General features: G+C 37.9%; 14 protein-coding genes. 3 read left to right on the forward strand and 11 right to left on the reverse strand.

The features are described 5' to 3' along the window. The first annotated feature begins 76 nt into the window (after nucleotides 1-76). On the forward strand, nucleotides 77-835 hold the full coding sequence (locus FC748_RS07955) for a class I SAM-dependent methyltransferase (RefSeq protein WP_108030953.1): 759 nt from the start codon (nucleotides 77-79) through the stop codon (nucleotides 833-835). A 163-nt stretch (nucleotides 836-998) separates the two neighbouring features. Here the strand turns inward: FC748_RS07955 and FC748_RS07960 are convergent, their stop codons facing one another. The 4 genes from FC748_RS07960 to FC748_RS07975 form a co-directional block, all read right to left on the reverse strand. Next, nucleotides 999-1,322 (reverse strand): YnfA family protein, encoded by a 324-nt coding sequence (locus FC748_RS07960; protein WP_024363619.1) that lies wholly within the window; start codon nucleotides 1,320-1,322, stop codon nucleotides 999-1,001. A 99-nt stretch (nucleotides 1,323-1,421) separates the two neighbouring features. After that, entirely contained in the window at nucleotides 1,422-2,162 is a 741-nt protein-coding gene (locus tag FC748_RS07965; RefSeq protein WP_024363618.1) for an urease accessory protein UreH domain-containing protein, read from the reverse strand. Nucleotides 2,163-2,181: 19 nt separating this feature from the next. Next, nucleotides 2,182-3,054 (reverse strand): LysR family transcriptional regulator, encoded by an 873-nt coding sequence (locus tag FC748_RS07970; RefSeq protein WP_108030954.1) that lies wholly within the window; start codon nucleotides 3,052-3,054, stop codon nucleotides 2,182-2,184. Nucleotides 3,055-3,206: 152 nt separating this feature from the next. Then, the gene (locus FC748_RS07975; protein WP_029747330.1) at nucleotides 3,207-4,064 is read right to left on the reverse strand and encodes a patatin-like phospholipase family protein; all 858 of its coding nucleotides are present in this window, start codon (nucleotides 4,062-4,064) and stop codon (nucleotides 3,207-3,209) included. A gap of 198 nt (nucleotides 4,065-4,262) precedes the next feature. Here FC748_RS07975 and FC748_RS07980 point away from each other — a divergent pair, with 198 nt between their 5' ends. Then, on the forward strand, nucleotides 4,263-4,604 hold the full coding sequence (locus tag FC748_RS07980; protein ID WP_108030955.1) for a hypothetical protein: 342 nt from the start codon (nucleotides 4,263-4,265) through the stop codon (nucleotides 4,602-4,604). Between the two features lie 340 nt (nucleotides 4,605-4,944). On the opposite strand, the gene FC748_RS07985 is transcribed toward FC748_RS07980, so the two are convergent. From FC748_RS07985 to FC748_RS08005, 5 genes are all read right to left on the reverse strand, one after another. After that, complete coding sequence (locus FC748_RS07985) at nucleotides 4,945-6,663, reverse strand: FTR1 family iron permease (protein ID WP_108030956.1); 1,719 nt, start codon at nucleotides 6,661-6,663, stop codon at nucleotides 4,945-4,947. Next, on the reverse strand, nucleotides 6,638-7,897 hold the full coding sequence (gene efeB / locus FC748_RS07990; RefSeq protein ID WP_025219323.1) for an iron uptake transporter deferrochelatase/peroxidase subunit: 1,260 nt from the start codon (nucleotides 7,895-7,897) through the stop codon (nucleotides 6,638-6,640). Before efeB ends, FC748_RS07985 begins: the two co-directional genes overlap by 26 nt. A gap of 6 nt (nucleotides 7,898-7,903) precedes the next feature. After that, nucleotides 7,904-8,770, reverse strand: coding sequence for an iron uptake system protein EfeO (gene efeO / locus FC748_RS07995; RefSeq protein WP_025219322.1), 867 nt, complete (start codon nucleotides 8,768-8,770; stop codon nucleotides 7,904-7,906). A 166-nt stretch (nucleotides 8,771-8,936) separates the two neighbouring features. Then, the gene (locus FC748_RS08000) at nucleotides 8,937-10,133 is read right to left on the reverse strand and encodes an MFS transporter (RefSeq protein WP_108030957.1); all 1,197 of its coding nucleotides are present in this window, start codon (nucleotides 10,131-10,133) and stop codon (nucleotides 8,937-8,939) included. A 13-nt stretch (nucleotides 10,134-10,146) separates the two neighbouring features. Beyond that, nucleotides 10,147-10,566, reverse strand: a complete 420-nt coding sequence (locus FC748_RS08005; protein ID WP_108030958.1) for a MarR family winged helix-turn-helix transcriptional regulator — start codon at nucleotides 10,564-10,566, stop codon at nucleotides 10,147-10,149. Between the two features lie 265 nt (nucleotides 10,567-10,831). Here FC748_RS08005 and FC748_RS08010 point away from each other — a divergent pair, with 265 nt between their 5' ends. Next, nucleotides 10,832-11,875 carry an NAD(P)/FAD-dependent oxidoreductase gene (locus FC748_RS08010; RefSeq protein WP_108030959.1) on the forward strand — a complete coding sequence of 348 codons (1,044 nt, stop codon included), beginning with the start codon at nucleotides 10,832-10,834 and terminating at the stop codon, nucleotides 11,873-11,875. A gap of 309 nt (nucleotides 11,876-12,184) precedes the next feature. Here the strand turns inward: FC748_RS08010 and pyrF are convergent, their stop codons facing one another. Both pyrF and FC748_RS08020 read right to left on the reverse strand, forming a co-directional pair. After that, nucleotides 12,185-13,132: an orotidine-5'-phosphate decarboxylase gene (gene pyrF, locus FC748_RS08015; protein ID WP_108030960.1), complete on the reverse strand. Its 948-nt coding sequence runs from the start codon at nucleotides 13,130-13,132 to the stop codon at nucleotides 12,185-12,187. Between the two features lie 278 nt (nucleotides 13,133-13,410). Continuing rightward, nucleotides 13,411-13,677, reverse strand: a complete 267-nt coding sequence (locus FC748_RS08020; protein WP_024363609.1) for a hypothetical protein — start codon at nucleotides 13,675-13,677, stop codon at nucleotides 13,411-13,413. Nucleotides 13,678-13,805: the final 128 nt, after the last annotated feature.

The raw sequence follows: 13,805 nt of genomic DNA on the forward strand, positions 1-13,805 counted from the left end.
TCAAAACAGCCCTTTTTTCGAATTTTCGTTCCACACCTCTCTTTGTTATGCTAAAAAACAAAGGAGATGGTAGACAATGACAACAAAATGGAATGCAACTCTTTACGATCAAAAACATGACTTTGTTTCAAAATTCGGAGAAAGTTTAGTCAACTTACTTGCACCACAAAAACAAGAACATATTTTAGATGTTGGCTGTGGCACAGGAGATTTAGCCAACGAAATAACGCAATGTGGTGCAGTTGTACATGGCATTGATGCTTCACATGATATGATTTTAAGCGCTCAACAAAAATATCCTACGCTTACCTTTAACACACAAGATGCAGCTACTATGGACTACACCCATCAATTTGATGCAGTCTTTTCCAATGCAGCGCTTCATTGGATGAAACAACAAGATAAAGTGATTGACAATATCTATCGTGCACTAAAACAACAAGGACGTTTTGTTGCAGAAATGGGCGGCCACGGGAATATCGCTTCTATTGTCGGAGCACTTAGAACAAGTATGGAGGCGCTTGGGCTGCCATATGAAGAGCAGTATTTCCCATGGTATTTTCCAGCAGCTGACGAATATCAAACGATGCTCGAAAAAGTGGGCTTTACTGTACAAATGATTACTTTATATAAACGTCCGACGCCGCTTCAAGGTGACGATGGCTTACGGAATTGGCTTGTTATGTTTAGCAACAACATTCTCCAGCATGTAAGTCAGCATGAAAAAGAACGCGTTTATGCAAAATGTGAAGAACTGTTGCGACCAACCAATTATCGAGATAAACAATGGATTGCTGATTATTGGCGCTTACGTTTTGTTGCAACAAAGGGCTAAAAAAGGGCTAAAAAATGATTAGCGTCACGAAAAGGTCATGATACGCCACAAAAACAAATGCTAGCGCCACTAATCTTTGAGAAACGTCCCCCGTAGTGGACAACTTCGTTCACAGCAAAAAAAGTGTTAGATTAATGACCGATAATCTAACACTTTCTCTCTATTATGAACGCGGCATTAACATAACCATGACTCCGATAATACAAATACCAGCACCTACTAAATCTAACATGTCAGGCTTTTGCTTATCTATGCCCCAGCCCCACAAGATGGACAGCACAATAAAAACTCCTCCATACGCTGCATAGACTCGACCAAAAGTCGGAAATGATTGAAAAGTTGCCACCACGCCATATAAAGCTAATGCAATCCCTCCAAAAATGCCCCAATAAAATGGTTTGCCTTCCCTTAACCAAAGCCAAATTAAATAGCCACCTCCGATTTCACCAATACCTGCTAATAGAAATAATGCGATTGCATAAATCATATGTTCCCTCTTTCCTTTCCTTTTTACAAATAAAAATAGAGACTGTCCTTACAGCAACAGCCTCCAAATTGTTCCACTCAAGCGCAACGTACTTCTTTTTCATATCGTTATACCCCAATAGGTAATAGTGTCCATTACGCCAATCATGATTAAAATGATACCTGCTACGATTTGTATTACTCTTCCCATTTTCATACTTGTTTTCATAATGGCGCGTTTTGTATCAAATATTTGAATCAATACCAACATTAAAATAAGTGGCATGGAAGTCGCAAGACCAAAAACCGCTGGCAAAACCAATCCATAGGAAGTAGTAACAACTGTAGGCATCAGCCAAACGAAAAATAGCACAAACATCGTCGGACAAAAGGCAATGGCAAAGCATGCCCCCATTAGAAATGAACCTGCCTTCCCTTCTTTCAATACAAGCGGGATATGGGATGATATTTGATGCAGCCATTTTAATTTTAAAATGCCGATTAGGACAAGACCTGTTAACAACATAATGGGTCCTATCGTCTTACGAAATATTGGAAAATAAGTAGTTATTGATGTTTCAAATGATTGTCCAAATAGCCAAGCTAATAAGCCAATTAAACTAAAGACAGCAACCTTACCGATCATAAAAGCCATTACTTCGCTCCAATTATTTTTCATTTGAATGGTACGATGACCATAGAATGTTATGGCGCTCAAGTTGCCGGTTAATTGACAAGGTGCTAGTGCGCCAACTAGGCCAAGAAGTAACGCGATAACAAGTGGAGAATGTTCGTAGGAATTTAAAAATAACGTGATGGGTCCACTAACGACTCGACTTATTTCTGACATCATATTATACATGCAAATATCACCTTCTCTTCTAGTAATAGCTCCCTCTGTTTTGATAGACAGCATCACAAACCGTAAAAAAAGCTTCAATATCAGCCGTTACGTACTTTGATAAAAAATAAGTGTTGGACACAATATGCGAGAATTCCTTTACCGAATAACTATGGAGCGATTGCTCATCATAAGCAGCTTCAATAACACTTTTCGGTAAAAAGGCAATTCCTAGCCCTTGTTTGACAAAGTTTTTTATAACTTCTGTTTGGTTAACCTGCATGCTTTTATAGCTTGGCAATTGCTGAAGTACTTGTTGTACTTCTTGCCAATAAGACGCGTATTCATGTGTTAAAATCGTTTCTTGTTGTAAAAGCGTCATTGGATCAGTCCATTTTTTCCCTATCGGTACGATAAGTTGGAGTGGCTCTTGGGCAAGCATTTTCGTGTGCACCGCACGGGTGGAGGTTAATTTCGAAATCCCTATATCTATAGCTCCCGCATAAACCGCTTCCCCAATTTCATTAGATTTTAACAGTTCAATAGAAAGATGAATGGTAGGGTTTTGTTGCTGAAAACGATCGATAATAGCTGGTAATGTGGAATTCGCTATTTGAGGTGCTACACCTATTGTTAATTTCGAAGTAAAACCACTTTTCATCAATTGTGTACTATGTACTGCTTCATCAACGATTTCTACCACTTTTTCAGCTTGTTGTAAAAAGTGTGCACCAATCCGATTGAGTTTGACATGCTTTGTTTGACGTTCAAAAAGCGTTGTCTGCAATTCCCTTTCTAAATGCTGAATATGTTTGGATACCGTCGATTGCGTGATAAAGCGTCTTTCCGCCGTCTCACGGAAATTTTCCGTTTTCGCCGCAACGATAAACGTGCGTAACCATTCTGTTTCCATATACGCGCCTCTTCTAGTTTTCATTTATTATATCGAAATGTGATGTGACATGAAATCTTTTCTACAATTTTTACATAATGAACGTTGATGCTTAAGCGCTATGAAAAAGAGAGCCCAAAATGCACGTTGGCCCTCCCCTTACCATTTTAAAATCAAGTTAAAAATTGCTTTAATGCATCTATTTGTTGCATCGCTTGCTGATAGCCCATGTCGTAATTTTTACGCATTTGCACTGTATCTTTCTCAAAGCTATTAAGTGCTTGTGTTGGGCGGAATATAAATGCCTTTCCTTGTGCCTCTAATTGTTCACAATAATCAAGTGAAGCGTTATAATGGTCTGCACGTTTTTGCATGCTTTTTACTAAATTCGGATAACGTTTAGCTAGTAGTTTCATAGCCCATTTACTTTGCCGATCTAGCTGTTTACGGTAGCCTTTAGGTCGGGTTAATACTAGTACATGCTTTTTAAAACCCGTTTCAACACCATGCATGATCGGAATTGGCTCTGCTAAGCCACCATCGTAATATGGCGTATTATTTAGTTTGATTTCTGGAAATAAGATTGGTATAGCACAAGTTGCACGCAACATCGTACACTGGCGATCCATTTCCTTTGCATCCATATATTCAACTTGTCCTGTTGCTGCATTTGTTACGCCAAAAAGCAATTTCCCATCATACTGCTTATACGTATCCCAATCAAAAATATCTAGCTCATTCGGAATCACATTATACGCAAAATCCAAGCCAAATAAGCTTTTTTCTTTAAGGAAATTTTTCAAGCCCATGTAGCGCTTATCATGGCGATAATCCATTAATACACGTAAAGACCGTTCCTTTTGCTGTGATACATACGAGCATGCATTGATTGCACCTGCTGAAATAGCGACAACATAAGGCATCATAATGTCATGCTCTAAAAAAGCATCCAAGACACCAGATGTAAACAATGTACGAAACGTCCCACCCTCTAATATTAAACTTGAATCCTCCACATTTACCTGTAGCATGCCATCACTCTTTCACTCTATATTCTCTTTAGTTTACAGCAAACTTAAATAAGTTTCTTGATTTTTTACAGTATAAAAAATATTGATAATAATATCCATTAAAAGTTATTTAATATTAAAATTATAGTAAGTTAGTAGAGAGGCGAGGAGAACAAATCATGTCGGAAGTGACGGATATCACCTAAATTATACGACAAATTGCATGAACAATTAGAGACATTACTAACTCTTTCTAAATTAGAGGCAACAGCATTAGTGGTTCTAGATATTCCTCCAATCCGACAACCTGTCAACAACCTATTATTAGAAACCAGTGCACAAATTCGCAATAAGCTTGTATTCAACACTGTAAGTAAAAAAAATGCGCCTCACCATAGAGGGGCAAATTGGATTGGAAAAAATTTAAAGGGGAAAGATTTAACAGCAACAGACACTGCGATGTTTTTAACGCAAATGCAAATCAATTCGGCAATCGGTAATCACCAAACAAAACTACCATTTTATTTGCGTATGCCTTCGCATTGGCATACTGCACCATAAAAAAAGGGGCTGGGACAAAAGAGAAAAAGTGTTAGATCGATGGGAGTCAATCTAACACTTTTTTGCTGCGCCGTTATTGTCCACTTCGGCGGTGCTTTCCGCTCAGCACAGTAAGCCGCAACCCTCGCTAACGCGCAGAATGCCAGCATCTTACGCTGTGCGCCGTTCTGAGCAGGAGTCACCGCCTCCGCTACCAACAACTAGTGAAGCCTCCTAATTTATTATTCATTGCAAAAGAAATAATAGAAAATATATTCTATATATTTTCTTAGCAAAAATTTATCATAACCAATGTACCTCTACTTAAGATTTTAAGGTTATGTCCCAGCCTCTTTTTTCGCTATTTTGCTTGTTTCTTTTTATAGATAATAGTTGCTACTACTAGCACAAGTAAAATCGCTTGCCCTATCATTGTTTCTAGTGTTGGATAGAAGCCAATTAAGCTAATGACTGGCAGGCCATCCACAATAGTCGTTGGTACACTATCTCGTAGTTGTAATGTATGCAAGCTGACACCGATGATTTTAAATGCTAACACATAAATTAACACAGTTGCCACCGCAAAAAGCTTATGAATGGCAATTTTACCACTCGCTTTGAATAAGACGATTGCGATAACAGCTAAGATGACAAGCGCCAAAACAATACCGAGTATAAATTGAGAGGTCGCCATTTTCGGTGCAATTCCCGCATAGAACACGAGTGTTTCTGCTCCTTCTCGGAACACCGATAAAAAGCTGACAGCAGCCATAGCAAATACGGAACCACTTGAAATAGCATTGCCCATTTGTTTTGAAATATAACGATTCCAGCTCGCAACGTTGGACTTACTATGAAGCCATATCCCGACTCCTATCATCATTGCAGCAGCTACAAGACCGACATAACCTTCCATTATTTCTCGGTTTGTATCGACCGTTGCTGAATGAAAGATCGTTGACATTAATACTGCCGCTACAGCCGATAATACTACCCCAGCTAAAGCCCCGATATAAATCCATTTACGTAACGATGTTTGTCCTGATTTATTTAAAAATGACACTAACGCAAGGATAATCAATAATGCCTCTAAGCCCTCACGCAACAAAATAAGTGCTGAATCCCAAATGGAATAATCGGCATTACCTTGTATTAATTCAATTTCGGTACGGAACTGATTAAGTTTACTTTTAATGGCCTTTTCATCGACCTGAGTCTTTAATAAGTCACTTACTATAATCGGCATATCACTTTCTATTTTAGTATAGAGATTACCGTTGCGTGTTGAAATTTCAATCTCTACACTTGGCCAAATCGTAATAAATTCACGTATTTTATCAGATGCTGCCTTGTAGTCACCATCGTCTATCAAATCGTTAGCTTCATCTATATACGCAATTAAAGATGCTAAAGAATATTCACCTGCTACAATTTGTGCTGTTTCGTTACCTGCTACAAAATCTTCAATCGTTTTCTTTAGTTCTGCAAATTGTGATTGCATTAATGTTACATCAGGCTGTTCTGAAGAAATTGTAATACGTAAAAAAGCCATTTGTGTTTCAATTTGACCGTACATTGCAATACTTTGTTCACGTACTGGTCTTTCATTTTTATTCCATTTCATATTAAACTCTTTGTACGCAGCGTCAATCGTTGTTATATCACCACTTGCTAACGCTTGCTCAAAGGCAGTCATAATTGGTTTCATTTTTAGACCAAAGTCAGCTCGTTGCTCCGCTTCATCTACTGGATTTTCGAGCTTTTCTAATACACGTAATGCATTCGATAGAGCCGACAATGCAGTTAAACGCTCTTCTTTTGAAGAAGCCTTTACAGCTTGCTCAAGTATTTGATCAACCTTTTCTTTTGCTTCAGTTTGTTGTGAATTTACAGTTGCCCAGTCCGTTGCAAATTGTTCAAGTGCACGCGTTGCTTCAGCTTGCTTGTCTTGCTTCGTATTCATCAGAGCGTCACTAATGGAAATGTACAAGTGACTATAAGATTCTGCTGCTTGTACTGGTACCGCAAGTGCCAATAATAAGCATACTATAATGCTACAGCGCGTTAAAAAGTGCTTCACCTAAATAACTCCCTTTTTGTACTCCAGGGAAGCAAGCAAAAACGGCACTGCCTCGATGAGTAATATATTCATTCATTTTGTCCATTCGTCCTAGACTGTTTTGTACTGTTGTAAACTGCGCTGGATCTTTTTGGAAAGAGATAAATAGGAGCCCTGCATCGTGCGCTCCTGTATTCGACATAACGCCTGATGCGTAAGAATAAGAGCGACGTAGTATGCGAGCACCTGATTTACGTGCTAAATGGACATGCGATGTATCGGGCATAATATACTCGCCCTTGTTATCTTTTGCTTCTACATCAAAATCATCGAATTCCTTCGTTTTACCAAATGGCGCACCACTATCGCGATAACGCCCAAACGTTGCTTCTTGATCCTTTAACGATGTACGATCCCATGTTTCAAGATGCATTTGGATTTTTCGAGCCACTAAATAGGAGCCACCCTTAAGCCACCCTTTATCGACCCATACTACTTTGTTTAAGTCTTGTTCATCTTTAATAGAAGGGTTGACTGTACCGTCCTTGAATGCAAATAAATTTCGAGGTGTCCCCCCTTCAGCTGGGAATGAGTTAAAGCCCGCTTGGGACCATTTAATCTCCACTTTGCCAGAAGCAGCGCGTACTAAATTGCGTACAGCATGGAACGCCACTTGTGGATCGTCTGCACAGGCTTGAATGCAAAGATCTCCACCTGTATATTCCTTTTGTAGTTGGTCTTTCGGAAAATGTGGTAAGTCCGCTAATTCGGCTGGTTTTAAATGAGCCATGCCAAGCTTATCGAACAGTGAAGGACCTACACCAAACGTTATGGATAAATTCGAAGCATCTAAGCCTTCTGCTTCTCCGGTATCACCCGTTGGAACTCTAGTATTTGTTGTTAAATCTACCATTAATTCACCATTCATTAAACGAACAACAAGAGGTGTCCATTTCTTGAACAACTCTTGTAGCTCCTCTTTTGATGTCACTAAAACCGTTAAAGAAGCAAAATATATATGTTTTTGAACGGGTGTATTAATGCCAGACTGATGTTTACCATAGAAATTAACTTTATTTTTTGCTGTTGTGCTATCAGCGACAGGTTCAAACATATCGTAACCCATCGCTTTCATTACACCACCAAAGCCAGAAGCACCTATCGCAATGCCAGCCACGCCCATGCCTGTTAGTTTTAACATGTCACGGCGAGATATTTTTTTATTTATCCATTTTTCATCATTAGACGTTGTCATTCTTTATCACTCCAAAATAATGCCCATTTGACTTAATGGCTCACCTAGTTGGTTCACTGCTGCTGCTAATGCTTTTGTATTTTCTTCTGTTAAATCTTCGTAAGAAATATAACCGCCATCAGCTGTTGCATGTAGTGCTAATAAGTCATCCACTGCTTTAAATTTTTCATCTAACGCTGCAACTAACTCTTTGTCTTTTGCTTCTAATTTTGGTCGAAGAATTTCAAAGATTTTTTCTGCCCCTTCAATATTCGCTTTAAAATCATAGAGGTCTGTATGTGAATAAATTTCTTCTTCACCCGTAATTTTTGAAGTAGATACTTCATTCAATAAATCAACTGCACCTGTAATCATTAAATCAGGTGTTACTTCTACTGTTTGAACAAGTGCATGTAATTCTTTAGCGTCTGCTAGTAGCTGATCTGCCACTGCCTCATAGCCCTTTGTTGTATTTTCTACCCAAAGTGCATATTCAAGCTTATGGTAGCCAGTCCACTCTTCTTTCCCTTTACCTTCTTCTTCAATATCGGCTAAACGGCCATCAATACGCGGATCAAGGTCACCAAAGCTTTCTGCAATTGGTTCAGAACGCTCGAAGTACATACGTGCTGGCGCATACGCTGCTTTTGCACCTTCCATATCACCCGCTTTAAACAGGTTGACGAACTTTTCTGTATCTAGCAAGAAATGATCCATCTGTTCTAATGCAAATTGTTGATAGGCTGATAGTTCAGTAGTCAAATCTACCGCTGCCGTTTGTGCTGCTTGCTCCGTTGCTGGTTTCTCTTCTTTTTTTGTGTCTTCTGTATTGCCACAGCCCGCCATAATTATGCCACCTGCAACTAACACTGATAATAATGATTTGTTTTTCATGCTAAATACCTGCTTCCCGAATTAGTCTCTATTGTGAATGATAATCATTATCATATTTGATTGCAAGAAGTATTTTTAATTTAAGAAAAAAACGTCATTTTGCAGTTGAATTTTATTTCCAACAAGCAAAAAGACGTTTGTTCTACAATATAATGATTATAATCTACTAAATATTGACTTGTTTTACTTTTTCATATTTCCCATATAAGACATAATAGAGCACGATTGAAAGGAAAATTACCGCTACCATCGATAAAAATATAGCGCTGTAACCAATCGTCGGTGCAAAAAGCCCTAAGAAATAAGGCCCTACACCTAATCCTAAATCGTACAAAATAAAATACGTTGAAGTGGCGAGCCCTAAACGCTCATGTGGTGTAACCTTAATAGCTATTGCTTGGGCTACTGAGTTAAAATTACCATAACCAATACCAATAAAAGCCGCAGCTATTAAAAATACAACAGTGCTTGTCGCTGTACTAAATGCATACATGCCCATCGCAAACAAGATTAGACATGGATAAATAATAATATTCGCGCCTCTTGCATCAAGCATTTTCCCTGTAAATGGACGAGTTGCTAAAATAACAAGGGCATAAACGATAAAGAAGTAACTGCCTGCTGTGACCAAATGAAGCTCTTTTGCGTAAAATGTCATAAACGACATCACACCTGAATAAGCAAAGCCAATAACAAGAGCTACAACAGCGATAGGCAGTGCACGCAATTCAATAAAGCTGGATAGCTTGAAGCCCGCTTTCTCTGCCATTATCTTTGGATTTTTTGGCGCATCTGGCACGGTCATCATAAAATACATCATGAAGCAAACTACTGCTAAAACCGAATCGACCGCAAAAATCATACGATAATCTTCAAACAACTGCGTTAATAATATACCGATAAACGGACCTATTGCAGTTGCTAAAATCGCACTTAAGCTGTAATAGCCAATCCCTTCACCTCGTCGCTCTGGTGGTAAAATTTGTGCAATAATCGTACCTGTAGCCGTACTCGCTACACCGAGCGCAATCCCCTGCATTAAACGATTCATCATCAGTAAAGGAAGATTTAAAGCAATAAAATAAGACATAGTCGATAGCATAAATAATAATAAGCCAATGAATAATGTTTTTTTACTGCCTAGATCACTGATAATTCGTCCTGTGCCAAGTCGTCCAAATAGTGTCCCGATAATAAAAATACTTGACACTAGACCAGCCGTACTTGTTGAAGCGTCAAATTGCTCCACTGCATAGCCAGCTATTGTCACCATTAATAAATAAAAAATTAACGTAATCGTAAAATTAATTAAAGAAACAACTAAAAAGTCTTTTGTCCATAATTTATGTCTTGTTGATTCCACTTGTTTTTCTCTCCTACTGATGAATATTCATACATATGGTCGCTAAAACCCGAGTAGCCGTTTCAATATCCTGTTTCGGCACACCTGCTAGTGCTTTTTCTAAAAATGGTTTTAAGTGCTCCTGCACTTCTTGCACGATGTTTTCTCCAAATGGCGTTAATTGTACCACTTTTTCTCGCTTATCTTTGCCTGCCACTGTCTCCACATAGCCAAGTTCTACAAGCTTTTGTACAAGCCTCGTTACGCTCGGCTTTTCAATTGACATAAAGCTCGCAATTTCAACGAGCGAATGTGGCCCTTTATCAATTAAAAAACGCAATACTGCCCACTGTGAACTATAAAGTTGAAAGTGTTCCAGTTGCATATTGAGTTGGTTAGTAAACGGTCGGTACATTAAGCGATACTCATTAAAAAACTGCTGTTCGATCGTCATATTACCCCTCCTTATATAGTTAGCCTAGCTAACTATATAGCACTTTGTTCTTCTTGTCTAGATAGAAGCTTAAATAAAGAAGCGATTCCTAGGCTTTACCAACAAAGATGGATTCAAATGGAAAAGCTTCTCTTTCTTTTTAGTTATACGCATGATATGATAGCAACGAATCAATATTGATAATCATTATCATTTAAATGATTGAACTATCCAATAAGGATATACAATACTTTTCCAATAAATTTTTAAGGATGTGGCGATACAAGTGCAAGATTTATATGATGTAACGATTATTGGCGGTGGACCTGCAGGTTTATATAGCGCCTTTTATAGTGGATTAAGAGGCTTGAAAACAAAATTAATCGAAAGCCAAGAACAGCTAGGTGGAAAGGTGTTACTTTATCCTGAAAAGTTAATATGGGATATAGGCGGTCACCCGCCCATTTTAGGCGAACAATTTGTCAAACAATTAATTGCGCAAGCCAAAACATTTAAACCAACAATGCTAACAAGCACAAAGGTTGACTTTATCGAACGTCAAGGGGATTTATTTGTAATACATACAGCACAGGGAGAAAAACATTATTCGAAAACCGTTCTGTTAGCTGTTGGTGGTGGTATTATTAATCCGCAAAAACTGACGTTAGAAGGTGCTGAAAAATACGAAATGTCCAATCTACACTATACAGTCCAGTCTTATAAACGCTTTGTAAATAAAGATATTATTATTTCGGGAGGCGGAAATGCGGCACTCGACTGGGCAGTAGAACTTAGCCCGATTGCCAAAAACGTAACGATTGTCTACCGTAAGGACACGCTTTCAGCACACGAAGCAACCATACAAGAGGCGCTAGATGTTGGTGTACAAATCGAATGTAATACAACCATTACAAAACTATCTGCCAATCCAGATAAAACAGCGATTCAATTCGTTACATGTGAAAATTCTCGGACCAACCAAAGCTATACACGCCAAATTGATGAAGTCATTGTAAGTCACGGTTATAATCGCGAAGCCTCGCTCACATTTGATGAAGCCATTGCCATTCCTAAAAAAGATGACTATTATTTTGAAGGAAAAGCAACTGGCGAAACAGCACAACCCGGAATTTTTGCAGCAGGTGATATTTTATCGTTTGAAGGGAAAATTCATCTTCTACTTGGCACATTTCAAGATGCAGCAAACGCCGTTAACTCCATTAAAACGTACTTGGAACCAACGGCTCATCGACATGCAGTAGTATCCTCTCATAACGAAGTATTTAAAGAAAAAAATCGCTCGATTATCGAAAACAGCTTATCGAAATAAAGTAGATAAACAAAAGTGTTAGATTGACAGCCGTCAATCTAACACTTTTGTTTATACAAACTTGGTGCCCGTTTTTAGAGCGTATTCTTAGGGTTTACTGGCGATACTTGGGCTTTTAATGGCGATTTCTATTCATTAATTGGAAATTCTAGGGGCTAATCATTTAACCCCTTACCATCAAGAATTTGCTGCGTATATTTTTCCATCCTAGAGACACGTGTTGTGGCTTGCTTAGCTTGCTCTTTGCCGTCCAGTTAAAAACTCATCAACTTTATTTGCACATTCCACCCCATCAAAAAACAACTTTTATTACCAATTTAATTTTCCTACATTTTTTAGGGCTGTATTAATATCCATGTTCATTTCTTGTATGGCAATTCGTGTTGTCTCTTGAATTGCTTGTTTTGACTGCGCATTTGCTTTTTCATAGGCAAAAATAATACTTCTTGATGCACTAATTAATGCACCGAAGCCATCTGCATTAAAAGCATTCGTAATATCTTTACCATTGCCACCTTGTGTACCATAACCTGGTACTAAAAATAGTGATTGTGGCATTTTTTTGCGGTAAATAGCCTGTGCTTCTGGATATGTTGCACCAACCACAGCACCAACCGATGAATAACCATATGTACCTATGTCACGTTGTCCATATTTCTGTACTAATGTAGCCACATTTTCAGCAATCGTTCCATTTTCAGTTAATAATTCTTGTAACTCACCTGAAGAGGGATTGCTCGTTTTGACTAAAATAAACAAACCTGTATGCTTCTCAATGGCTTGTTGAACGAATGGCTCTAAGCTATCGCTTCCTAAATACGGATTGATTGTTAACGAATCTACTTTCTTAGGTGTTTTCCATTCATTCTTTAAATTACCAAAAAAAGAAGTTGCATATGCTGTAGCAGTTGTATCTATATCACCTCTCTTTGCATCTGCAATCACGATAAGTCCTTTTTGTTGAGAGTATTCAACTGTTCTCCAGAAAGCTTCTATTCCTGGTGCACCATACTCTTCATAATAGGCAAGCTGAGGTTTCACAATGGCTACATCCTCAGATATTGCATCAATTATTAATTTATTAAATTCTAACAAGGCAAAGGCTGCACCATTCTCATTTTTACCATATTTCTCTTCGGCTTCATCTAAAATTATTGTTGGAATACGTGTAATGACTGGATCCAACCCTACTACTGCATGTGATTTTTTTTGTTTTATAGCAGCACAAATACGGTCTGCAAATTGAATATTATTCATTAATACCTCCAAAATTTAGTAATTCTCCTTTTAATTATAACTAAAATACAAAAGACAAATACAATTAAAATATTACCCTTTTATATTTTTAAGTATTTTGCGCAAAAAATAGAGGATAAATGTTCATTTTTCAAACATTTTATCCTCTATTTAATTAAGGGCTATCTACTATTTATTTTTAGTGATTTCTCATTTGATTCAAACAGCATGCATTTATAACCGAAACTAATCGCTGTATACATGCCTTGACTAAATTAGTACTGTGAATTCTTCATTTATTATCTAAATAGACTTAATAAAGACCCCATTTGCCTTAGCATATTAACCCCATTCGTTATTGTTCCTGCATGGCCCATCATTGCCTGTAAATTATTTGATAAATTTCCAAATCGAGAAGTTTGGGGTTGTTGATTGTTGAACGTAAAAGGTTGTGGACTATTAAAATTGAAGGGTTGTACGCGTCTACCTTGATTCATAGGATCAAAACTTTGTCTATATCTTCTTGGGACTGGTCTCCTTCTAGGATTTTGCGAATAATATTGCATCAATTCACCTCCTATACATAAAACGTTTATATAGTATACGTTTAGAAATTTTTTATGTTTAGACTTTTGAAGAACCTACATCAAAATAAATAGTATAGAAGCGTTCGATGGAAACCTATTGAAAACTT

The organism is Lysinibacillus sphaericus, from assembly GCF_005217585.1.
In the GTDB taxonomy this organism is placed as follows: domain Bacteria; phylum Bacillota; class Bacilli; order Bacillales_A; family Planococcaceae; genus Lysinibacillus; species Lysinibacillus sphaericus.